Raw genomic sequence first — 23,663 nt, forward strand, 5'->3', positions numbered from 1 at the left:
AACTTTCATCAAGCAGATATTACCGACCTTGAAATGGTGGAGCAAATTGCCATGCGATTGACATCTATCGATATATTGGTCAATAATGCAGGTATTCCACAGATTGGTAATTTAGAAAAAACGAGTCCTGCCGACTTCCAGCGTATTTTTGATGTTAATGTAAAGGGCGCATATCATTGCATGTACACTTTTATCCCAAACATGGTGAAACAAAAGTCAGGTGTCATTTTAAATATGGCATCTGTAGCTGCATCTGTAGGAATTCCGGATCGTTTTGGATACTCGATGACCAAAGGGGCGATTAAATCTATGACGCAATCCGTAGCCAAAGATTATATCAATCAAGGCATTCGATGCAATTGCATATCACCAGGACGCGTCCATACACCATTTGTGGATGGATTTATCGCAAAAAACTATCCAGACAATCAAGCAGAAATGTTTGAAAAATTATCAAAAACACAGCCATTAGGTCGCATGGCTAAACCTGATGAAATTGCCAATTTAGCCTTATATTTATGCTCAGATGAAGCCGCATTCATCACAGGATGTGATTATCCAATTGACGGTGGATTCATTTATCTAAACAATTAAAACCTATGAAAACGAAAATTTTAAGCATCATTTGTTTAATCTGCATGAGCCTTAGCTCATACAAAACATTAGAAAATCCTACACGTATCGTGTTTTTTGGTGATTCAATCACACAAGCTGGGGTTAACAAAACAGGTTACATTACCAAAATGGCTGAAATGCTGGGTGCACAAGGCCTAGCAAGCAAATATGAGTTAATCGGAGCGGGAATTGGGGGCAATAAAATCTATGATTTATACCTGCGACACGAAGAAGATGTCATTGCTAAAAAACCCAATATTGTCATCATCTATGTAGGAATTAATGACGTGTGGCATAAAACAACCTCGCGTACGGGGACAGATCCAGACAAGTTTGAAAGATTCTATACAGCTTTAATCAAAAGGTTACAAAAAGCTAATATTCAAGTAGTTATATGTACGCCAACGGTCATTGGCGAGAAGTTCGATGCAACAAATGAGAATGACGGTGACCTAAATTCGTATTCCAATGTCATTCGTAAAATTGCCACAGATAATCAATGTAAATTGATCGATCTACGTAAAGCATTTTTAAGTTACGAGGAGAAAAATAATATTGAGAATAAGGCTTCAGGCATATTAACAACAGATCGTGTACATTTAAATGACGCAGGTAACCAGTTTTTAGCTGAGACCATGTGGGAAACAATCAAAAAATTATAGTCGATGCAATTAGTAAGAATAGGAGAATTTGAACAAGAAAAACCAGCGATACTCATCGATGGTCGCTATTTAGATGTATCAGCACATGTTCAAGATTATAATGAAGCATTTTTCGCTGCAGATGGTTTAACCAAACTAGCAAAAATAGTCGCCTCTACAGATTTACCTGAAATCAAATCACCTAAGCGTATTGGTTCATGTGTGGCCAGACCATCCAAAATTATCTGCGTGGGATTGAACTATGCAGATCATGCGCGTGAAACAGGTGCAGAAATCCCAACGGAGCCCATACTATTCTTTAAGTCAACAACAGCCCTGAGTGGTCCATTCGATCCTGTAGTTATTCCAAAGGGATCTACCAAAACAGATTGGGAAGTGGAATTAGCTATAGTTATTGGCAAAAAAGCCCAATATGTTTCAGAATCTGATGCGTATGATTTTGTAGCTGGCTATTGTTTACATAATGATTATTCAGAACGCGAATACCAATTAGAACGCGGTGGTAACTGGTCCAAAGGAAAGGGGTGTGACACATTCGCACCTTTAGGACCTGTTTTAGTTACGAAAGAGGAGATAAAAGATGTACATAATTTAAACATGTGGCTCGATGTAAATGGAAAGCGTTTTCAAACATCGAACACAGATCAGTTAATCTTTAACGTTCCACAAGTAGTGTCCTATATTTCCCAATTCATGACCCTTTTACCGGGTGATGTAATTTCTACAGGGACACCACATGGTGTAGGATTAGGTTTCAAACCACCTATATATTTACAAGCTGGTGACGTAGTAACTTTAGGAATGGAAGGTTTAGGAGAACAAAAACAGACAGCTGTAGCGTATTCAAAATGATTGATTCCCATCAACATTTCTGGAACTATGATGAAGAACGAGACGCCTGGATAACACCAGAAATGTCCGTTATTCGCGCTGATTTCTATCCTGATGAAGATACATTTCGTTCAAAAGGAATTCAAAGTTGTGTAGCAGTACAAGCGGCATCTTCTGAAGAAGAAACTTTATTTCTTTTAGCCTTAGCAGAACAATCCGATTTTATTAAAGGAGTGGTTGGCTGGGTGGATCTCCAACAAACTAATATTGAAGATCGCTTAGCCTATTTCTCACAATTTGAATCCCTAAAAGGTTTTCGCCACATTGTTCAAGGTGAAAAAGATACTGATTTTCTAAAAAGACCCGCATTTTTAAAAGGTATTCGTGCGCTAGATGCCTTCGATTATACCTATGATTTACTGATTTTACCACATCAGTTGAAGTCAGGCATTGAATTTTGTCAAAGTCTTGAACAGAAAATCGTATTAGACCATTTGGCAAAACCTCCAATTAAATCAGGTGATTTAGGCATTTGGAAAAAAGAATTACAAGCCTTTAAATCACTGGATTATGTATCTGCCAAAATATCCGGTTTAGTAACCGAAGCCAATTGGCAAACTTGGACCAAGGATCAAATTAAAGAGGTAGTGGATACCGCATTAGCCGTATTTGGACCAAATCGTTTGATGTTTGGTACAGACTATCCTGTGGTTAAAGTAGCCGCTGAATTAGATACGTGGATTGAAGTTTACACGACTCAAATTCAATCGCTAAGCAAGTCGGAACAAGAAAAAATGAATCAATCGAATTGCATCAACTTTTACGCATTAGACTAATATGAATCTAGGACTCAAAGAAAAAGTAATCATTGTAACCGGTGGCGCCAAGGGAATAGGCGCAGGAATCAGTCAAGCCTTAGGCTTAGAATCTGCGATGGTTGTTATTGTTGGCCGTAACGAAGCCGATAACCAAGCTTGCATCAACATCATCCAAGCCACAGGGGGACAAGCTTTTTCATTTGTCGCTGAACTAACTCGACCTGAAGAATGTACACGTGTGGTAGAGGACATTGTAAAAATGTTTGGCAGAATAGATGGACTCGTGAATAATGCGGGGGTTAATGATGGGGTAGGACTCGAAAATGGCACGTATGAGCGTTTTATGCAATCGTTACATGCAAATCTTGTTCATTACTATTTATTGGCTCAAGCCTGTTTACCATATTTGAAAAAATCAAAAGGTGCCATTGTTAATATAGGTTCCAAAACAGCCGAAACTGGACAAGGTGGAACTTCAGCTTATGCAGCTGCGAATGGAGGTAGAAACGCATTAACGCGTGAATGGGCAGTTGAATTATTGCCATTTAACATTCGAGTGAATGCGGTAATCGTAGCCGAATGCTATACGCCACTTTATGAAAAATGGATTCAAACCTTACCAAATCCAACAGAAAAATTAGCTGAAATTGAGTCAAAAATACCTTTAGGCCAACGAATGACTACGGCAGATGAGTTAGGAGCAATGGTCGCTTTCTTATTGTCACCTAAATCAAGTCATACCACAGGACAATTAATCCATGTGGACGGTGGATATGTTCATTTAGATCGTGCATTATGATAGATTACACAAATATAGAAAGTCCCGGATTACTGATAAATCCAAAAATTGTTCAAGCGAATATAGAATGGGTATTTAGTCAAGTTGGTAATAATCCTGCGCGATTACGACCACACATTAAAACGCATAAGACACGGGAAGTAAATCAAATGTTACTTGCGGCTGGAATAACGAAATTCAAGGCAGCCACAATCGCCGAAGCTGAACTTCTCGCTCTGGATGAAGCACCTGATGTACTTTTATCGATGCAGCCCACGGGCACTACATTAACCCGTTTTTTAGAACTTAAAAACAAGTATCCAAAGACATCTTTTGCTTGTTTATTAGATGATAACCAAACAGCTCATGCATTAAATGATGTGTCTATAAATCAACGAGTTTATGTAGATTTAAATATGGGCATGAACAGAACAGGTATAAAACCAGAAGATTCAGTTCCTTTGATCAACTTAATTGAACAATTACCCAATTTAAATTTAGTTGGCTTACATGCTTATGATGGACATATTCGCGACATTAATCTTGAAGACAGAAAAAAGCATATTGAGCAAGATTTTCAAAGTTTTTATGCACTTCTGCCACAGGTAAGAAATAATTTAGAATTAGTGGTAGGGGGGACGCCTAGTTTTTTGGTGCATCATAAGAACCCCAATTACGTTTGTAGTCCAGGTACATTTGTATTTTTTGACACAGGTTATGCCAAATTATACCCCGAAAACAGTCTGAAATTAGCGGTTCAAGTCATCGGTCGCGTGATATCAATACCTACTAACCACACAATTTCCATGGATGTAGGTCATAAGTCCGTTGCTCCTGAAAATGGTATTGATAATCGATTACAATTTATTGATCACCCAGATTGGAAATTATTGAGTCAAAGTGAAGAGCACGGAATCGTTGAAGTTGGAGATAGTTCATCGATTCAAATAGGAGATATTATTCGCATGTATCCGTATCATATTTGCCCAACTGTGGCTTTACATCAGTATTTACAAATAGGAGATGGAAGCGTATGGAAAGTAGCGGCGAGAGATCGTAAAATAACCGTGTAGAATGTTTATCGTAGACGCACATTTAGATTTAAGCATGAACGCTTTAGAATGGAACCGTGATTTGCGAGCTTCCATTAAAGAGATTAATGAACGCGAAAAACATTTAACCGATAAACCTGATCGCGGATTAGCTACTGTTTCTTTAGATGAGTTGCGAAAGGGAAATATAGGTTTAGTCGTAGCTACTCAAATCGCACGGTATGTTGACCGAAATTCTTCACTACCTGGTTGGAATTCACCCGAACAAGCTTGGGCACAAACACAAGGCCAATTAGCGTATTACAAAGCATTAGAGCGAAGTAATGATCTGCGTCCAATCCGGAATTTACCCGAATTATATTCCCTTATAGAAACCTGGCCGTCGGATCAACACACCATTGGATATATCCTAAGTTTAGAAGGAGCGGATTCCATTGTTTCAGTAGAATATTTAGAAATAGCCCATGAAGCAGGCTTGCGCGCTTTAGGACCAGCACATTACGGACCTGGGAGATATGCACAAGGAACAAATGCGACCGGAGGTATCGGCCCAAAAGGGCGTGAATTACTGCAAAAAATGCGGGAATTGAACATTATATTAGATGCCACGCATTTATGTGATGATAGTTTTGATGAAGCGATGGAACACTTTGACGGCCATGTTTGGGCAAGTCATCATAATTGTCGGGCCCTGGTGGATCATAATCGCCAATTCTCAGATGCTCAGTTTAAAGAATTAATTCGTCGGGGAGCAGTCATCGGTATGCCATTGGATGCATGGATGATGGTACCCAATTGGGAGCGAGGTAAATCAACGCCAAAATCCATGGGAGTGACATTAAACACCATGATTGACCATTTGAGCCATATTTGTGACCTAGCAGGCAACACGAATCATGTGGGGATGGGTACGGATTTAGATGGTGGATTTGGCAAAGAACAATGTCCGAATGATTTGGAGACCATTGCCGACTTGCAAAAAATTCCTAATCTATTGGCTAAAAGAGGTTTCTCGGAAGATGATATCAAAAAAATCTGCCACCAAAACTGGTTGAATTTTTTAGAAAAAGCCTGGGCCTAGTGTTTTGGCGGAGGGCTAATGGAAGTCCATCCACCATCCACGATTAAGGTTTGACCCGTAATGTGTTTAGCCTGATCTGATAAGAAAAATAGCGTAGCGGCAGCAATGTCCGAAACATCAGCTGCCTTTCCCAAAGGCGTAATTTCCGCCCAATCAGATTGATATTCTGTATTCTTAAGTGTGCGTTCCGTGATCGTAGCTCCCGGTGAAACCGAATTAATCCGAATATGGAATGGAGATAAATCGATCACTAAATTCTTCACCAACTGATTTAAAGCGGCTTTCGTCATGCCATAGGCAGCCAAATCCGGGTGTGCTTGATGACCTGTAACTGATGACATAACTACAATGGAACCCGCAATCTGCTTTTCTCTAAAACGTTTCGAAAGAGATTGAATTAGGAAAAAAGTACCCACGAGATTCACTTGCAAGATTTGTTCCATGGATGTGCGCTGGTATGACCAAAAGTCACCAAATGTCGTAATTCCAGCATTACATACGACACCAGTAAGCTCATGCATCGATTGATCTAATACCTCGTTCAATGCAGCTAGAAACGCTTCAGAACTTGCGTCTGCATGAATACAAACATGATTATGCAATCCTAACTCATTTAAGTGCTGGGTTGTAGCAGCCATTACACTGGCATCTATTTCATTCCAAACAACATAATGACCATCCGATAAGAGTTGTTTAACTAACTCAAATCCGATTCCTTGCCCAGCACCTGTGATGACGTATAATTTCATTAATGTGAATCACGTGTGACAACAGATCCAGAACCACCCTTTAAAAAATCAAAATCCGCACCTTTATCAGGTTGCTCAATATGATCAATGAATAAACTCACATATCCGCGCGGATGAGTTGGAGGCAATAACGGTTGGGCTAATTTTCGCGCAGCTAATTCTTCCACAGAAACCTCCCAATTTAAAGATCGATTTTCCACATCTAATGAAATGTAATCACCATTTTGAACCCAATTCAAAGGCCCCCCAGCGGCTGATTCAGGCGAAACATGCAATATGACCGTTCCGAAACCCGTTCCACTCATACGCCCATCAGAAATACGCACCATGTCTTTTACCCCTTTTTCAAGCAGTTTTTTCGGTATTCCCATGTTGCCAACTTCAGCCATTCCAGGATATCCTTTCAAACCTACATTTTTTAGCACCATGACCGAGTTTTCATCGATATCCAAGTCTGGTAAGTCAATTCGCGCGTGATAATCTTCAATATTTTCAAAAACGACCGCTTTCCCACGATGCTTAAATAATTCAGGAGAGGCAGCTGAAGGTTTCAAAACAGCTCCTTGAGGAGCTAAATTTCCATGTACCACGGCAATTCCTGAATCAGGCTTGAATGGTTCAGCGAATGACGAAATAATAGTAGGATCATAAATAGGTGTATCCGCAATATTCTCACCAATAGTCTTGCCATTAACTGTTATGCTGGACGTATGCAAATGTTCCTTCATTTGATTCATTAAAGCTGGCAAACCACCCGCGTAATACAAATCTTCCATGAAATGCTCACCAGATGGCTGAATATTTGCCAATAATGGAATATTCAAAGAGAACTTATCAAAATCATCTAAGTGTAAATCCACGCCAATTCGACCAGCAATGGCCAACAAGTGAATCACAAAGTTCGTTGATCCACCTGTAGCCGCATTGACACGAATCGCATTTTCAAAAGCTTGTCGAGTTAAAACCTTTGACATTTTCAAATCCTCATTGACCATCTCGACAATTCGACGACCAGAATGCTGCGCCAATACCTTGCGACGTGCATCAGCTGCGGGAATAGCCGCATTTTGAGGTAAACTTAAGCCTAAAGCTTCCACCATCGTAGCCATCGTAGAAGCCGTACCCATCACAGCACAATGTCCAGGCGTACGTGCCATACAAGCTTCCGCTTCAATAAATTCCTTTTGAGATAATTCACCCAGTTTATAGGCTTCAGCAAAACGCCACACATCCGATGTTCCTATTTCCTTGCCTTTAAATTTACCCTTCATCATCGGCCCACCTGAGATAACCAAGGTAGGTAAATCTACGCTACTTGCTCCCATCACGAGGGAAGGAGTGGTTTTATCGCAACCACACATTAAGACAACACCATCCACTGGATTTGCGCGAATAGACTCTTCCACGTCCATACTCGCCAAATTGCGATATAACATGGCTGTAGGCTTGATCAACGTTTCACCCAGTGACATCACAGGGAATTCCACTGGAAATCCACCTGCCTCGATAACACCTTTCTTAACAAATTCAGCTAATTCTCTAAAATGGGCATTACATGGTGTCAATTCTGACCACGTATTACAAATACCAATAACCGGCTTCCCTTGAAAATAATCATCCGGTATACCTTGGTTTTTCATCCACGCACGGTAGATAAATCCATCTTTACCGGTTTTTCCAAACCATTGTTGAGAACGCAAATTAGGTTTCATAAATTATTCTAAATCTAAGGTTTTCTTTAAAACAAAACTTTGGTCTATACCAAATTGATAAAAACAAGCTCGATTACCTGATGAAAGATCTGCGTAAGGGTCATTGGCATATTTAAATTGTCGAACGATAGCAAATCTATCAAAGTACAAAGAATCACCACCAGCATATCCAAAAGCTTGTCTACCTTTCAAGGTAGGAAAATTAATTCGATTGATTTGCCCGGCATTGATTTCTAAGGCAAAAATTTCTGATTTATTACTTTTATTAAGGCCTAAAATCCAACATTCTGGTGCATCATCTTCATTCATGTCAGACATTAGTAATTGTCGAATGGTTAAATTGGGAAAATCCTTATGGTAAATAATTTTATTACTTTTTAAAATTGAAAGAACCGATTTTTCAAGAACTACTTCATAATCTTCATAAACCGCAGACACTACCTTAGTCGCAATTAATTTACTTGTATCCAACGTTTGCTCCCGCAGCAATGAGTCAGCATTAGAAGCCAAGGTTAATTGATCTTTGAAATCAACTTGTACAGTGTCTTCATCAAGATTGGACATGAAATATAACAACAAGCCCAAGCATGCTAACAAAATAAGAAAAATAAAAGATTTAATCAGACGCATGTACTACCTTTTCAATGATATCAATAGCTTTCAATAGACTAATTTGTGGACAAGCAAAGTTTAAACGAATGAAATCGCCCCCCAGGAATTGATCACCACGTAAAACATGTAACCCATTATCAAATAAACGTTTTTGAAAATCACCATGCATTTTTGCATCAAAGCCTATCCAGGCTAAATACGTAGCTTCTAACGGTAACATCGTAATTCCTGGTAATTGATTCATGCGATTTAATAAAATTGCATGATTAGAACGCAGATAGGGTAGCAATGCATTTAACCAATCTGTTGACATGGTATAAGTTGCCAACATTACCTCAATGCTATGCCTTGAAAGCATGGGGAAAAAACCTAATGTTTTCTTTTGAAACGCCATTCTGGTTGCCGCATCAGGAATAATTGCAACAGCACCCCCTAAACCGGCAGTATTATAAGCCTTTGAAGTCGCAAAGAAGGTAATTTCACTTTGAATACACGTATGATTAACAACCGGATTTATCTTTAGATCGGCATGAATCTCATCCGAAATAATCAGGCAATCATATTTCTTACACAGCAACTTGATTTCGGTAATCTCCTCAGCCGTAAAAACAGTTCCTCCCGGATTATGTGGATTACAAAATAAAAATACTTTAGGACCTTTCTGTAAGGCTGCTTCAAAAGCTTTAAAATCAAACGTCCACCGACCAGCCACCTCGACCATGGGGAAGGTATGCAAGGGGTGATTAAGCCATCCTGCTACTAAATGAAAAGGATGATAAACAGGAACTGCAGTCAAAATACCATCACTTGGCGTAGAAAATGCAGCACAGGCTGCAGTAATTCCAGGTACAATTCCTGGAATCCATACTTGCCATTCCAATTTAGTATCCCAACCATAGTCAGAAAATATTTTCTTTTGGGCAGCCACTTGAAGTGATTCAGGGACAATAGAATAACCGAGAATTTTGTGATCGGTAACTTTACTTAAAACGGCAAGAATTTCATCAGCAACGGGAAAATCCATGTCAGCAACCGGCATAGGCAATACCTCGCGTTCCCCATACGAAACGTTATCCCATTTAAAGCTAAATGTATTTTTCCGGTCAATGACCTGATCAAAGTCGTAAATTTTCATTCATTAAAAATAGGTCTAAATACACTAATTCCAATAAACTGTTTATGAGAATTAAGATATTCTACCAACGTTTGAGGGGAAATAATCACTTTCTTTTTTTCCTGCGAAGCATGCATAATATGTACCTGATTTCCTTGCCGGACAGCCATAGAGGTATGTAAAACATCTAGATGATTCTTTTTTCCAACAAGTGCAATTAAATCACCATCTTGAATTAATGGCAATACAAAAGATAAGTCTTTCATTGCTGTATATTCAAATTTACGTTTAGAGAGTATTTTTTCTCTTTGTGCCAGTGCATTTATATCAATGGATGAAGACTTTTGTGCTCTTAAGTAATTCGACAAAAAACTAAAATCCTTCGGAGCTGTTGAATGGTGAATTGGATCTTGAATTACTTTATAGCCTAAATGCCACATAGCATCTGAGAAATAATGATACCGCTTCTCGTATTGAACAGAATCACCAGCATAACGAACATGCTTTAATGCAGGAACAAAACCCGCTGGATTTCCATAAGAAATACGAGTCGCCAAACAATGTTCTAAAAAAGTCAAGCAATCAAAGGCGTCTTGTGATGTAATCAACTTTTCTGGATTGCCTGGTGACAGCATATGACCTCGATAGGGCTTACCTAAGAATCTTTTACCTATGTCGACCAAAGAAGGTGCTTGCTTTTGACCATAGGTAGTTAAAAAGCTAAATAACAAACCAACAAAAACTACTTTTCTTTGATCCATAATACACTGACAGCACCCAAAATTAAAAACACACCCGCCATAACGATTGCATAAATGGCATCACCACCAAAAAGATGCTTTACTATGGAACCTCCAATAATACTACTAACAATTTGGGGTATGGTAATAAAGAAATTAAAAATTCCCATATATACGCCCATTTTTGCCAAAGGAATTGAACCTGACAATATAGCATAAGGCATAGCTAATATACTTGCCCAAGCCATCCCTACGCCTACCATGCTAGCAATTAATAGGTATTGGTCATGAATAAAATAAATCGATAACAATCCAACCCCTCCAGCTAACAAGGAAATGGCATGCGTTGATTTGTTTCCAATTTTTTGAGCTATTTTGGGTAAGAATACCGCATAAACAGCAGAAACAGCACTATAAACTCCAAACATAATACCAACCCAGTTACCCGCATCTTGAAATGACCTAGAACTATGATCGTCAGCAACTACGTTAAACACGTGATGCGCAATGGCAGGTGTAGAGAAAACCCACATCATAAATAAACCAAACCAAGAGAAAAACTGCACCAAACCTAATTGGCGCATAGTAAATGGCATTTCCTGTATATACCGAAAAAGGGAAAACAAGGTATCACTTTGACCTTCTTCTTTAAAACCCATGGATTCGCGCTCAGATGGCGAATATTCTTTCGTGGAGATAATGGTCCAAAGAATTGCCAACAAAAATACCACTCCGCCTACATAAAATGAATAAGTAACATTATCAGGAATTTGTCCTTTTGCAGCATCCTTAGCAACCCCCATCCATTCACCTAAAATGTATGGCAACCAAGAACCCGCAACCGCACCAATACCAATTAAAAATGTTTGAATAGAGAAACCCAAAGTATTTTGTTCTTCAGGCAAATTATCAGCGACCAAGGCACGAAAAGGTTCCATAGACACATTAAATGAAGCGTCCATCATCATCATAATACTTGCACCAACAATTACTGGAGGCAAAAATCCTGCCAAAGAACCTGCATGTGGAAAGAAAAAGAGGGCAGAGGCTGCCAAAATAGCTCCCGTTAAAAAGTAAGGCTTCCGCCGACCCAATACATTCCAAGTTCGATCCGAATAGAATCCAATGATGGGTTGAACAATCATGCCAGTTAACGGAGCTGCCAACCAAAACCATGATAATTGCTCAACGTCAGCACCAAAACTTTGTAAAATACGTGACGCATTACCATTTTGCAGAGCAAAACCAAATTGAATTCCTAGGAATCCAACACTCATGTTAATGATTTGGGTAATGGATAATCTAGGTTTTGAAATACTTATCATTCCGTTATAATTTAATCATTAAGGCACTATTAGCCGGTATATAGACCTTGTTACCCTTAATTGTTGCTTTGACAGCAACAGTAGTAGGTGGTATATATGCGTGTTTCAATTTTAAATTGACATGAGCAATTTGCATCATATCCATGGCCAGCGAAGGAATGACTACTTCAACTTCCTGCCCATTTTGTGAATCAAAGTTACACATAATAAGGAGGCGTTCATTTTGAGTATATCTTAAAAAAGAATAAACCTTTTGAGAAGGATAACTTGACGATTGGGCATATTGTAAATCAAAAAAAGCCCCACTTGAAATAGCTTCCGATGTTGAAACCCGCTTAAACAAATCTTGATAAAAAGCATCAATTTGTTTCTCCTCAGTTGTTAACGCACCTCCATCAAACTTACCACCATTCATCCAACGCTGATGAGTCTCTACCCGCCAAAAATCGAACATAGAGCTGCGATCATCTGCTTGATTATATCCTTCGATTTCTTGCGCTTTTTCACCAAATTCTTGTCCCATATATACCATTAATGGCCCATCATGTAAACATGCTGTGATAACCATACCTGGAATAGTAGACCAAAAATTAGTAGCAGCAAAGGCAGGAGTATTCAATCGATGTTCATCGTGGTTCTCTAGAAACCGTAACATATGATTTGCAAAGTCGCCAGATTCATTTTGCCAAACCTTCGTAATGTCAGCGCAGTTAGCCTCAGGTTTCTGTTGCATCAAACGGCGAATAGCATCGTATAAACCTACCTTATCATACAAATAATCAAAGCCACCCTTAAATATATAATCACGGTAAAGATTTGGTTGATAAATCTCCGCAATAAAAATAATCTTTGGATTTTGCTTTTTGATTTTTCCAACGGCATAAGTCCAAAACTCTACAGGGACCATTTCAGCCATATCACAACGGAAACCATCTACACCTAAATCTGTCCAATAGGAAAGTACTTCATGCATTTTTATCCAGGTACTTGGAATGGGATCAAAATGCGTTTTATTACCATTTTGATAATCGACTCCATAATTTAGTTTAACCGTCTCAAACCAATCATTAATGGAAGGTTGAGGAGAAAACACGTTATTACCACTGACTTTGGCAGGAATTTCAATGTAAGGGATATTCACCGGAACGGGTGGAAGATAACCTTCAGGTGTCGTAAATTGTGTACCAGGCAAATAATAAAAGTTATTATTCACATCAAAAGCAACCTGTTTATTATCATTAACACCGAAATCAATAACACCCTTGGGCTTTTGATCCGAATAATATTGACGGGCTAAGTGGTTGGGAACAAAATCAATTATAAGCTTTAATCCATTAGCATGAAAACGCTTCAACATAGCTTTAAATTCATTCATACGCTCAGCCGGATTATCAGCCAAAAATGGATTAACATCATAATAATCCTTAATAGCAAATGGAGAACCAGCGCGTCCTTTTACTACCGATGGGTGATCAATTAAAGACCCAAATTCACCGAAATACTCCAATGTAGCATGTTCTAATAAACCGGTTGCGTACACATGGGTAATTCCTTTATTTTTTAATGCCTTCAACGCTACATCTGAAACATCTTTAAACTTGGTAACACCATTTTGTTTATATGATCCGTTTCTAACTAAATCAGTTTGCTTATTTCCCCAGAGATGAAACATCATTTGATAAACAACGAATTTTTCTGATGTAGATTTAACAGGCATAGGCGATTGGGCATTCAACTTAAATGAAACGCTAATTAGCGCTAGAATAAAAAATATAAAAAGGTGCAATTTCCTCATAAGTAAAATAAACAGCCTAGCACAGCAGAAAACGCTTTCTTGGCATCTGTAAATGTAATAATTTTGATACTTGAAATTATACAGAAAAGTTAAATTTTACCATAAATGATTTACAAAGCATGCCTTTTTGATCTTGACGGAGTTCTTGTTGATACGGCAATATACCATTTCCAAGCTTGGAAAAATCTTGGAAAAAAATTCAATTACGAATTAACCACAGAACAAAATGAACAATTAAAAGGTGTTTCTCGCGTGGAATCATTAAACAAAATTCTAGATTGGGCTAATTATTCGGCAACCCAAGAGGAGAAATCAAACTGGCTTATTGAAAAAAATGAAGAATATCTTCGCTTGATTAGTAACATGAATCGTAGTGAAATTTTACCTGGTGTAGAAGAATTCCTCAACCAAATTAAAAACCAAGGTTTCAAAATTGCCTTAGGTTCGGCGAGTAAAAATGCAGAGATTATTTTAGATAAAACAGGATTAATGCCTTGGTTTGATCTCATAATTGATGGTAATACAGTTAGTAAAAGTAAACCTGATCCCGAGGTCTTTTTAAAAGGAGCTGAAGGACTTGCCATGAAGCCGTCCGAATGCATTGTTTTCGAGGATGCACAAGCGGGAGTAGAAGCTGCAAAAGCTGGAAACATGAAAGCCATAGGGATAGGAGATCGTGAGACCTTATATTTGGCAGACAAAGTAATTCCCAACTTCATCGGAATAAAAGCAAACGAATTATTACTTTTTTGAGAAACAGCTTAGCACAGAAATTACAAAAACGGACAATACTCTATTTTTGTATTTGATTCAATTTATTACTGAATAACCCCATGAAACAATATTTAAAACTAGATGAATGGAAAATCATCGAGGATAAATTTCATCCAGAATTTAATGAAGTTACTGAATCCATTTTCTCATTAGGTAATGGCAGAATGGGACAAAGGGGGTCATTTGAAGAAACATATTCGGGAAAAACCTTACAAGGTAATTACGTAGCGGGTGTTTATTATCCAGATAAAACACGCGTAGGGTGGTGGAAAAATGGTTACCCTGAATACTTTGCAAAGGTTCTAAATGCTGCTAATTGGAATGGTTTAGAGATTACCATTGGAGATGAAATTGTAGACCTTAACCAAAGCCACATAAATGCATTTTACCGCGAATTAAATATGAAAGAAGGGTATATCCTTCGAACCTGTTCCATAACCCTAAATTCAGGTAAATCTATTGAAATAAAATCCATACGGTTTACTAGTATGGCGGATGATGAATCGGGGGCTATTTCATACAGTATCAAAGCCATCAATTTTTCAGATACCATTCAAGTAAATGCATTTGTAGATGGAGACGTGGTAAATAAAGACTCCAATTATGATGAGAAATTTTGGGATGAGGTGCAAGTAGGCGTTGCCGAAAATACATCTTATGTTTGGTCAAGAACTAAAAAAACTGAATTTGATGTTATAACGGGTCAAAGTATTCAATTAACTGTTAACGATAAAGAATTAACTTCAAAAGCTCAAAGCAAGACAAGAACAAAATACAGCGAACTCAAGTATAACATAGAGATTAATAAAGGAGATACGCTTACCATTGTAAAATATGCCGTTAATTTAAGTTCAGAAAATCACCCACAAGATCAGCTTTTAATTCGCTTAAACGCATATTTAAGCAAAATCACTCAAAAAGGATTTGAGCAAATGCTCCAAGAGCATGCAGCCGCTTGGGAAACTAAATGGGCGATAAATGATATTGTGATAAAAGGTGATGTTGCAGCCCAGCAAGGTATTCGTTTCAACATCTTTCAGATGAATCAAACCTATACAGGAGCTGATGATCGTTTGAACATTGGTCCAAAAGGATTTACAGGTGAAAAATACGGAGGTTCAACATACTGGGATACGGAAGCATATTGCATTCCTTTTTATTTATCTACAGCACCTCAACAAGTCGCCAAGAATCTTTTGATTTATCGTTGGAAGCAATTAGGTCGTGCCATTGAAAATGCCGGTAAACTTGGATTCAGCCATGGAGCCGCGCTTTATCCGATGGTAACGATGAATGGGGAAGAATGTCACAATGAATGGGAAATTACTTTTGAAGAAATTCATAGAAATGGTGCCATTGCCTATGCGATAAAAGATTACGTAGATTATACGAACGATAGAAAACATCTCGTTGAATACGGTTGGGAGGTGCTTATTGGTATTTCTCGTTTCTGGGCTCAAAGAGTAAATTGGTCGGAGAACTTACAAAAGTATGTCATGTTGGGCGTAACAGGTCCCAATGAATACGAGAACAATGTCAATAACAATTGGTATACCAACTATTTTGCTGTTTGGTGTTTAAAATATACCTTAAAGGTATTAACTGAAATTCAAACAAATTACCCTTTAAAGGCTAAAGAAAAATTAGTCCAAACGAATTTCCAATCGCATGAAATTGATAAATTCGAACACATCATACAAAACATGTATTTTCCTCGTGATGAAAAACGTGGAATTTACTTACAGCAAGATGGATTTTTGGATAAAGTAATTGAACCTGTCGATTCCATTCCAGCCAATCAAAGGCCTATTAACCAAAATTGGTCTTGGGATAGAATCTTACGTTCCTGCTACATTAAGCAAGCTGATGTTTTACAAGGAATGTATTTCTTCGAGAATGACTTTACCAAAGAAGAGATTGAACGTAATTACGATTTCTATGAACCTTTGACCGTACATGAATCTTCACTAAGCCCATGTGTGCACAATATAATCGCAGCTAAATTAGGTAAGGAAGCTAAATCCTATGAATTCTACACGCGAGCGGCGCGCTTAGATTTAGATGATTACAATAACGATACAGAAGATGGATGTCATATTACCAGTATGGCTGGGACATGGATGTCGATTGTGAAGGGCTTTGGAGGAATGACCATCAAAGACAATCAATTAAATTTTGACCCATTTTTACCATCTCAATGGGACGAATATGCTTTCAAAATTAGTTTCCGATCGAATCAATTAGCCATAAAGGTTCACAAACAAGGCATCGATATTGATAACCTATCAAACACGCCAATTACGCTGAAAGTCAAAGGAATAACCTATACCATTGAAGCAAGCAGCAAGCAAGTTATCTAAACGAAAAGGTCAGCCGAATGGCTGACCTTTTTACATTATAACATATCGATGTCTGGTGTAGATCTATCGTGCAAGGGGACACCGGCCCGTTCTTTTCGCGCAATACGGGAATACAATCCAATTTCCTGCGAGAAAATAAACGTGAATAACAACTTCACAAAGGAGGTATGATACTTTAAGGTATCGTAAAACTCTGGAGCTGTAGACTTTAATTTAGGTAAATTATTCCAAGGGATTGACGGCATGTCGTGATGTTCATTATGGTAACCTACATTCATATTGACCCCATTCAAAGGTCCATAGTAACTATACGTCTCTTGATTATTGTCTAAAACTAAATAATGTTCCTGAATCCAACGAGCACCCAAAGGATGTAATCCAACAGAAAACAAAAAGCTTAAACCCAGATAGGCTAAAGCTGGCCAGCCAAAGAAATAAACTATTGCGATATCAAAAGACAACTGAGCAATAATATTTAGGATTACACCTCGATCAAAAACCGCTAATTCAATACAACGAATCGTACGAAAACCTTGAAAAAACGGATACAACATTAACCAAAGCACTTTTCCTATAAAATAATTATTGATCAATTTAGCCTCCCAATAATCAGGTAAATCAGCATCTAATTCATGAACACCTTGAAAAGCATGGTGCTTTAAGTGGTAATTCTTAAAAGATATGGCTGTAGGAGCTAAAGAAGGGAAGTTGGCAATAATTCCCGCAGCAACATTCTTCCAATTCTTTTTAAAAATCAAATTGTGCGCTGATTCATGGATACAGACAAACAAAGTATGCGTTGGAAAAGCGCCTACTAACCATGCAGTACCTACAATCCAAGCCCATGAAGCATCTTTTAAATAATAAGCTATGCCAACTTGCATCCCAACACAAACTAAAATCCACAAAAAGGTCATTGGATTCTTACCAATTAGTTTTTTGACCTCCGGATGTTTTTTTATGATTTCACGCGTACGTTGACGATGAGGCTCAGAACCTTCTACCCAAGTAAAATCCGTTGTTGTTGACATTTTGTTTGATTTTATATTCGTAAAGATACATCAAAGCCCTATTTACTGACGAAATTAATCAGATAATATTTAAATGTGACAATATGTCATAATATGACAGTTGATAACCTAATGGCATTATCCTTGTGATATGGGGATGAAAATATTAAATAATATCATGGGAAAAATTATCGGAATTGACTTAGGTACCACCAACTCATGTGTGGCGGTTATGGAAGGAAATGAGGCAGTGGTTATCGCTAACTCAGAAGGAAGAAGAACGACTCCATCCATTGTAGCATTTTTAGAAAATGGCGAGCGTAAAGTGGGAGATCCTGCTAAGAGACAAGCCATCACAAATCCTCAAAATACGATTTCATCTGTAAAACGATTTATGGGGAAGAAATTCTCTGAAGTTAGTTCAGAGTTAAAGACTATCTCGTATCAAGTTGAGCAAGGAAATAACGATACACCCCGTGTTCGCATAGGGGATCGATTGTATACGCCTCAAGAAATCTCAGCTCAGATTTTAACCAAAATGAAGCAAACGGCTGAGGATTACATCGGCCAAACCGTTACGGAAGCCGTTATTACGGTTCCTGCATATTTCAACGATGCAGAACGTCAAGCAACTAAAGAAGCAGGTCAAATCGCAGGTTTAGAAGTTAAGCGTATTATCAATGAACCAACGGCAGCAGCATTGGCTTACGGTGTAGATAAGGGAGGAAAAGACATGAAAATCGCAGTCTTCGATTTGGGTGGTGGTACGTTTGACGTATCTATCCTTGAATTAGGCGATGGCGTTTTTGAAGTAAAATCAACTGACGGAGATACACACTTAGGAGGTGATGACTTTGATCAAGTAATCATCAACTGGTTAGCAGAGGAATTTATTGCAGATGAAAACATCGATTTACGTAAAGATCCGATGGCTTTACAACGATTGAAAGAAGCAGCCGAGAAAGCCAAAATTGAATTGAGTTCAAGTGCATCGACTGAAATCAATTTGCCATACATCATGCCCGTTGACGGAATCCCTAAACACTTAGTTCGTTCCTTATCACGCGCTAAATTCGAGCAATTAGCTGATAGCCTAATCCAACGTACGTTGGAGCCGTGTAAGCGTGCCATGAAAAATGCCAATTATACAAATTCAGATATTGATGAAGTAATCTTAGTAGGTGGGTCAACACGAATTCCACGTATTCAGGAGGAAGTGGAGAAATTCTTTGGCAAAAAACCTTCAAAAGGAGTAAATCCAGATGAAGTTGTTGCCATAGGTGCAGCTATTCAAGGCGGTGTATTAACAGGAGAGGTAAAAGACGTTCTTCTATTAGATGTAACTCCATTATCATTAGGTATCGAAACGATGGGTGGCGTATTTACTAAATTAATCGAATCGAATACAACAATTCCAACTAAGAAATCGGAAACATTCTCAACGGCAGCCGACAATCAACCTTCTGTAGAATTAAATGTTTTACAAGGTGAGCGTCCAATGGCAAAAGACAATCGTTCATTAGGCCGATTCCACTTAGATGGTTTACCTCCAGCACAACGTGGAGTACCACAAATTGAGGTTACTTTTGATATTGACGCGAATGGTATCTTAAATGTATCTGCCAAAGACAAAGGAACTGGGAAAGAGCAAAAGATTCGTATCGAAGCCTCAAGCGGCTTGACGGATGAGGATATCGAAAAAATGCGTAATGAAGCAAAAGCAAATGAGGCATCTGATAAATTAGAAAAAGAGCGCGTAGAGAAGATTAACCAAGCTGATGCTTTAATTTTCCAATCAGATAAGCAATTGAAAGAATATGGCGAGAAATTATCAGAAGGTAATAAAACGGCTATCGAGGAAGCATTAACTGAATTAAAAACAGCACATGCATCACAAGATTTAGCTGCCATTGACGCAGGTCTTGAGAAATTGAATACAGCGTGGACTGCAGCTTCGCAAGAAATGTATGCGGCAGGAGCTACTGAAGGTGGAGAAGCTACACAACCGGCAGATTCTGCTTCAGACGGTGGAGCTGAAGATGTCTCTTTCGAAGAAGTAAAATAAGAACACCTATTACATAAAAAGCCCGACCTAGAAAGATCGGGCTTTTTTTTATGTACTCTTACCTCGTACCTCTTAGTTTTAAGCTCCTACAACCCCATCCCATAATACTTTACGAACTTTCAACGAATCAATCGCAGCATTCGCAGCTCTTTGCCATTTATCAGCATCATCACCACAAAGTTCCTCCATCATGCGATAAGCTAATTGACTATGGTGATCACCGTCAACTTCGATATGTCTTTCAAGGTAATAAACCAGTGTTTCGACTTGATCGGGCGAATCTTGCTTAAGCTGATCGACAATTAGTTGAAACATACCAGGAATTAAATCTTCTCGCCCAAAAGTAAAAATGGCTGCAATTTCTTCGATTGGCCGATTAGCAATAGACTCAAAAGTAAATTTCAAAAACTGTTTAATCGAAGGCGCTAAAGATGTATTGGCAATTTTCTGAAGAATCTCGACCAATGATTGTGCTTGCAATAAATTGCTCAAAATAGGAGAGGGCTCGATAGAGAGCTCCTTCATAGCTCGTAAATACAATTCAAAGTGGCTAATAACAACACCATGTTGGTCTACATCAGATTCCTCACCTAACACAATCTCATTAATTAAAAACCTAACATCAGCAGAACCCTTGGGAACCCATGGTTGTGATACGCAAGTCAATTCAGCCTGCAACTTTTTTACCAGTGACATAAAGTCCCATACAGCAAATACATGATGCTGCATAAATACAGCTAGTTCCGTATGTGATTTAATATAAGAATTAATGGGATGATGATAAAGCGCTTCTTGATAAGGTTTAATTTGTTCTCTTAGGCTATTAATTTGACTCATGTTAATGTATTGTTGATTCTCTATATTTTAACCGCTGCCCCGTTCGTTTGTTTTGCAGCGCTAGGATTTCTGCCACGATAGCTACGGCTATCTCGTCAGGTCCCTCAGCACCTAAATCCAATCCAATAGGCGTTGATACATCTGAAACTAGCTTTACGTTTAATTGTTTTTCTAGTCGTTCAAAACGTTTGGAAGGTCCTAAAATTCCGAGATAATTAAATGCAGTACCGCCGATATACTGATTAATAAATTGTACATCACGTTCAAAATCATGTGTCATTATTACCAAACAATCAGAAGACATCATACCGGTTACGGAATCCCAATCATAAATCGCTTGTACTTTTTCTCGAATAGACTTTCGCATTTTTGCCGTATTTCCAACCCAGTGAACCTCCCAAGCTAAATTCAGGCAAAGATCAATCAGGCTGCAAGCATCAAATTGATTACCTACAATCCAAATACGTATACGAGGAGGTAAATACTCCGTAAAAACTTGCGACGTTTCCTCCCATCCAAGATTGGCTTGGTTAATAAGTGACATTGAAAATTTATCAGTTGACCATTCAGAACGAGCAAATTGCCCCTTCCCGGAAAAAATCTGGGACTTAATGACTTTGTAAACCTGTTGAATATTTTCACGAATAGGATCAATCATGATTTCAATCAGACCTTGACAACCTAAGCCAATACCCAATTGAAAAGGATCATCTTCGCGGGTATCATAGGTAATTCGTTTTATCTTTTGTTGAAACATGGCCATTTGAGCCTTCTTTAATAAGTCTCCCTCCAAACAACCACCGCTAATTCCTCCCCACCAATTTCCCTCGGAATCGATTAGCATCCGCGCACCAGGTCTACGATAAGCTGAACCATCTACATGTACGACCGTTGCTAATGCAAAACTTGTCTTTGACTGTAAAAGATGTTCCAACTGAGCCAAAATGATTAATAACTCTTTCATAAATTAAAAACCTGTTGGTTCAAAGTAGTAATTAAAAAATCAATATCAGTTTCTTTCGTTAAGTAACTTAATGAAATACGAACAGTAGATAAAGCCAAATCACTCGAATGACCGTGGGCTAGTAATACATGTGAAGGTAATTGAGATTTGGCATTGCAAGCAGAGCCATTAGAAACCGCAATAGTAGTTAGTTTACGGTATAAATCTTCCCAATAAACGTGAGGAACCGATATACTTACAATATGCGGAACTGACTGATTTTCAGCACTATTAAGCACGTAATCTCCAAGTAACTCTTGAAGAATTTTTTCCTTATACATCTTAATTTGCTGTTCAGCCATTCGTAACGAAGGAATTAAATCGAAACAAGCAGCTAAGCCTACAATTTGCTGCACTGGCAAGGTGCCTGGTCGAAGACCTCTTTCTTGACCACCTCCCAAAGATATTGCATGCAGGTTTATAGAAGAAGTGACTAAAAGAACACCGATGCCTTTGGGACCATAAATTTTATGACCTGAAAAACTTACTAAATCGGGAAGGTCAACGCATCGATAAAGATCAAGCTTACCAATCGCCTGCGTTGCATCTGAATGAAAGCAAATTCCTTTTTGCTTACAAATATGAGCTATAGATTTAAAATCAGTTACGTTTCCAGTCTCATTATTAATCATCATGAGAGATACTAGTAAAGTATCAACTCGTATCGCCCTAGCAAAGGCTTCCACATCAATAATACCTATTTCATTAGGTTTTAAATAAGTTACAGACCAACCCTTTAATTCCAATGCTTGAAAAACTTGTAGTACCGCTTTGTGTTCAATTAAAGAAGTAATAAGGTGTCCTGGTTGTTTATCTTTTAAATACCCAAGAATCGCTAAATTATTAGATTCAGTCGCACCAGAAGTAAATAGTACTTGGTAAGGTTTTAATCCAAAATAACTACTGATCTTTGTGCGAGATGACTCTACGGCCTCTTCTGCAACCCAGCCGTAATAATGTTGGCTTGAACCCGGATTTCCAAATTCCTCCGAAAAGTAGGGCAACATGGCTTGAAGCACATCCGGATGTACGGGTGTGGTGGCGGCATAATCGAAATAAATGGGTTTCTTCAATGTTATACGAATTGACAACAAAGATACGGGATAAAAAAAAAGTCCCGAATAAATCGGGACTTTCATTTACTTACTAAGCAAGTTTTTTGACAACTGCTTTGAATGCTTCTGGGTGGTTCATTGCTAAATCAGCTAATACCTTACGATTTAGTGCCATGCCAGATTTATTATATTTACCCATGAAAGCTGAATAAGACATACCTTCTTGGCGGGCCGCAGCATTGATACGTTGAATCCAAAGCCCACGAAAATCTCTTTTCTTAACTTTACGATCGCGGTATGCATATTGCAAACCTTTCTCTACTTTGTTTTTTGCTACAGTCCAAACGTTTTTTCCGCGACCGTAAAATCCTTTCGCTAACTTAAGGATTTTCTTTCTTCTAGCTCTTGAGGCTACGTGATTGACACTTCTTGGCATAATTTTTTGTTTTTTGAAATGAGGCGAATCTTTCGATTACTTTTTTTGCCTTTTTTCTGGTTTAACAATAACTAAACTGATAATTAAAGACCTAACATTAAGTTAACGCGATCCATATCAGCCGGAGAAACTAAAGTAGCGTGAACTAAATTACGCTTTTGTTTCGTTGTTTTTTTAGTAAGGATATGGCTGTGAAAAGCATGTTTACGCTTAATCTTACCAGTTCCCGTTACTTTGAA

23 protein-coding genes are annotated in these 23,663 nt (G+C 38.3%); 10 read left to right on the plus strand and 13 right to left on the minus strand.

Annotated features, from left to right (window positions below):
- The 7 genes from ACIQZ2_RS10275 to ACIQZ2_RS10305 form a co-directional block, all read left to right on the plus strand.
- A partial coding sequence (locus ACIQZ2_RS10275) for an SDR family NAD(P)-dependent oxidoreductase (RefSeq protein ID WP_395768768.1) occupies nucleotides 1-594 on the plus strand: 594 nt, incomplete at its 5' end.
- Nucleotides 595-638: 44 nt separating this feature from the next.
- The gene (locus tag ACIQZ2_RS10280) at nucleotides 639-1,277 is read left to right on the plus strand and encodes an SGNH/GDSL hydrolase family protein (RefSeq protein ID WP_395768788.1); all 639 of its coding nucleotides are present in this window, start codon (nucleotides 639-641) and stop codon (nucleotides 1,275-1,277) included.
- Nucleotides 1,278-1,280: 3 nt separating this feature from the next.
- Complete coding sequence (locus tag ACIQZ2_RS10285) at nucleotides 1,281-2,129, plus strand: fumarylacetoacetate hydrolase family protein (protein ID WP_395768769.1); 849 nt, start codon at nucleotides 1,281-1,283, stop codon at nucleotides 2,127-2,129.
- Nucleotides 2,126-2,944 carry an amidohydrolase family protein gene (locus ACIQZ2_RS10290; protein WP_395768770.1) on the plus strand — a complete coding sequence of 273 codons (819 nt, stop codon included), beginning with the start codon at nucleotides 2,126-2,128 and terminating at the stop codon, nucleotides 2,942-2,944. Before ACIQZ2_RS10285 ends, ACIQZ2_RS10290 begins: the two co-directional genes overlap by 4 nt.
- Before the next feature lies 1 nt (nucleotide 2,945).
- Complete coding sequence (locus ACIQZ2_RS10295; protein ID WP_395768771.1) at nucleotides 2,946-3,725, plus strand: SDR family oxidoreductase; 780 nt, start codon at nucleotides 2,946-2,948, stop codon at nucleotides 3,723-3,725.
- Nucleotides 3,722-4,777: an alanine racemase gene (locus ACIQZ2_RS10300; RefSeq protein ID WP_395768772.1), complete on the plus strand. Its 1,056-nt coding sequence runs from the start codon at nucleotides 3,722-3,724 to the stop codon at nucleotides 4,775-4,777. The genes ACIQZ2_RS10295 and ACIQZ2_RS10300 overlap by 4 nt, the downstream gene beginning before the upstream one ends.
- A gap of 1 nt (nucleotide 4,778) precedes the next feature.
- A complete protein-coding gene (locus tag ACIQZ2_RS10305; protein ID WP_395768773.1) occupies nucleotides 4,779-5,837 on the plus strand; it encodes a dipeptidase in 1,059 nt (352 codons plus the stop codon).
- Here ACIQZ2_RS10305 and ACIQZ2_RS10310 read toward each other — a convergent pair.
- From ACIQZ2_RS10310 to ACIQZ2_RS10340, 7 genes are read right to left on the minus strand one after another with little or no spacing between them, the layout of a single operon-like run.
- The gene (locus tag ACIQZ2_RS10310; RefSeq protein WP_395768774.1) at nucleotides 5,834-6,586 is read right to left on the minus strand and encodes an SDR family NAD(P)-dependent oxidoreductase; all 753 of its coding nucleotides are present in this window, start codon (nucleotides 6,584-6,586) and stop codon (nucleotides 5,834-5,836) included. The genes ACIQZ2_RS10305 and ACIQZ2_RS10310 overlap by 4 nt on opposite strands.
- On the minus strand, nucleotides 6,586-8,298 hold the full coding sequence (locus tag ACIQZ2_RS10315) for an IlvD/Edd family dehydratase (RefSeq protein WP_395768775.1): 1,713 nt from the start codon (nucleotides 8,296-8,298) through the stop codon (nucleotides 6,586-6,588). The genes ACIQZ2_RS10310 and ACIQZ2_RS10315 overlap by 1 nt, the downstream gene beginning before the upstream one ends.
- A 3-nt stretch (nucleotides 8,299-8,301) precedes the next feature.
- Nucleotides 8,302-8,862, minus strand: coding sequence for a hypothetical protein (locus ACIQZ2_RS10320; RefSeq protein ID WP_395768776.1), 561 nt, complete (start codon nucleotides 8,860-8,862; stop codon nucleotides 8,302-8,304).
- A 52-nt stretch (nucleotides 8,863-8,914) separates the two neighbouring features.
- Entirely contained in the window at nucleotides 8,915-10,045 is a 1,131-nt protein-coding gene (locus ACIQZ2_RS10325) for a MalY/PatB family protein (RefSeq protein ID WP_395768777.1), read from the minus strand.
- The gene (locus ACIQZ2_RS10330; RefSeq protein WP_395768778.1) at nucleotides 10,042-10,785 is read right to left on the minus strand and encodes an N-acetylmuramoyl-L-alanine amidase-like domain-containing protein; all 744 of its coding nucleotides are present in this window, start codon (nucleotides 10,783-10,785) and stop codon (nucleotides 10,042-10,044) included. Before ACIQZ2_RS10330 ends, ACIQZ2_RS10325 begins: the two co-directional genes overlap by 4 nt.
- The gene (locus ACIQZ2_RS10335; RefSeq protein ID WP_395768779.1) at nucleotides 10,767-12,089 is read right to left on the minus strand and encodes an MFS transporter; all 1,323 of its coding nucleotides are present in this window, start codon (nucleotides 12,087-12,089) and stop codon (nucleotides 10,767-10,769) included. Before ACIQZ2_RS10335 ends, ACIQZ2_RS10330 begins: the two co-directional genes overlap by 19 nt.
- 4 nt (nucleotides 12,090-12,093) lie before the next feature.
- Nucleotides 12,094-13,806 (minus strand): alpha-amylase family protein, encoded by a 1,713-nt coding sequence (locus ACIQZ2_RS10340; protein WP_395768780.1) that lies wholly within the window; start codon nucleotides 13,804-13,806, stop codon nucleotides 12,094-12,096.
- A gap of 183 nt (nucleotides 13,807-13,989) precedes the next feature.
- On the opposite strand from ACIQZ2_RS10340, the gene pgmB reads away from it, so the two are divergent.
- Nucleotides 13,990-14,637, plus strand: a complete 648-nt coding sequence (pgmB, locus tag ACIQZ2_RS10345) for a beta-phosphoglucomutase (RefSeq protein WP_395768781.1) — start codon at nucleotides 13,990-13,992, stop codon at nucleotides 14,635-14,637.
- 80 nt (nucleotides 14,638-14,717) lie between these two features.
- Entirely contained in the window at nucleotides 14,718-17,018 is a 2,301-nt protein-coding gene (locus tag ACIQZ2_RS10350; RefSeq protein WP_395768782.1) for a family 65 glycosyl hydrolase domain-containing protein, read from the plus strand.
- 35 nt (nucleotides 17,019-17,053) lie between these two features.
- Here the strand turns inward: ACIQZ2_RS10350 and ACIQZ2_RS10355 are convergent, their stop codons facing one another.
- Nucleotides 17,054-18,049, minus strand: a complete 996-nt coding sequence (locus ACIQZ2_RS10355; protein WP_395768783.1) for a fatty acid desaturase — start codon at nucleotides 18,047-18,049, stop codon at nucleotides 17,054-17,056.
- Between the two features lie 157 nt (nucleotides 18,050-18,206).
- Here ACIQZ2_RS10355 and dnaK point away from each other — a divergent pair, with 157 nt between their 5' ends.
- Nucleotides 18,207-20,093 (plus strand): molecular chaperone DnaK, encoded by a 1,887-nt coding sequence (gene dnaK, locus ACIQZ2_RS10360; RefSeq protein WP_395768784.1) that lies wholly within the window; start codon nucleotides 18,207-18,209, stop codon nucleotides 20,091-20,093.
- 78 nt (nucleotides 20,094-20,171) lie between these two features.
- Here dnaK and ACIQZ2_RS10365 read toward each other — a convergent pair whose 3' ends face one another.
- From ACIQZ2_RS10365 to rpmI, 5 genes are all read right to left on the minus strand, one after another.
- Nucleotides 20,172-20,930, minus strand: coding sequence for a DUF3050 domain-containing protein (locus ACIQZ2_RS10365; RefSeq protein ID WP_395768785.1), 759 nt, complete (start codon nucleotides 20,928-20,930; stop codon nucleotides 20,172-20,174).
- Between the two features lies 1 nt (nucleotide 20,931).
- Nucleotides 20,932-21,894, minus strand: coding sequence for an XdhC family protein (locus ACIQZ2_RS10370; protein ID WP_395768786.1), 963 nt, complete (start codon nucleotides 21,892-21,894; stop codon nucleotides 20,932-20,934).
- Entirely contained in the window at nucleotides 21,891-23,006 is a 1,116-nt protein-coding gene (locus ACIQZ2_RS10375) for a cysteine desulfurase family protein (protein WP_395768787.1), read from the minus strand. Before ACIQZ2_RS10375 ends, ACIQZ2_RS10370 begins: the two co-directional genes overlap by 4 nt.
- Nucleotides 23,007-23,079: 73 nt before the next feature.
- Nucleotides 23,080-23,424 carry a 50S ribosomal protein L20 gene (rplT, locus tag ACIQZ2_RS10380; protein WP_315576201.1) on the minus strand — a complete coding sequence of 115 codons (345 nt, stop codon included), beginning with the start codon at nucleotides 23,422-23,424 and terminating at the stop codon, nucleotides 23,080-23,082.
- An 83-nt stretch (nucleotides 23,425-23,507) separates the two neighbouring features.
- Nucleotides 23,508-23,663 (minus strand): 50S ribosomal protein L35 (gene rpmI / locus ACIQZ2_RS10385; protein WP_395768789.1); only part of this gene is annotated, 156 nt, incomplete at its 5' end.

The sequence above is a fragment of the Aquirufa sp. genome, from assembly GCF_044342065.1.
Classification (GTDB): Bacteria; Bacteroidota; Bacteroidia; order Cytophagales; family Spirosomataceae; genus Aquirufa.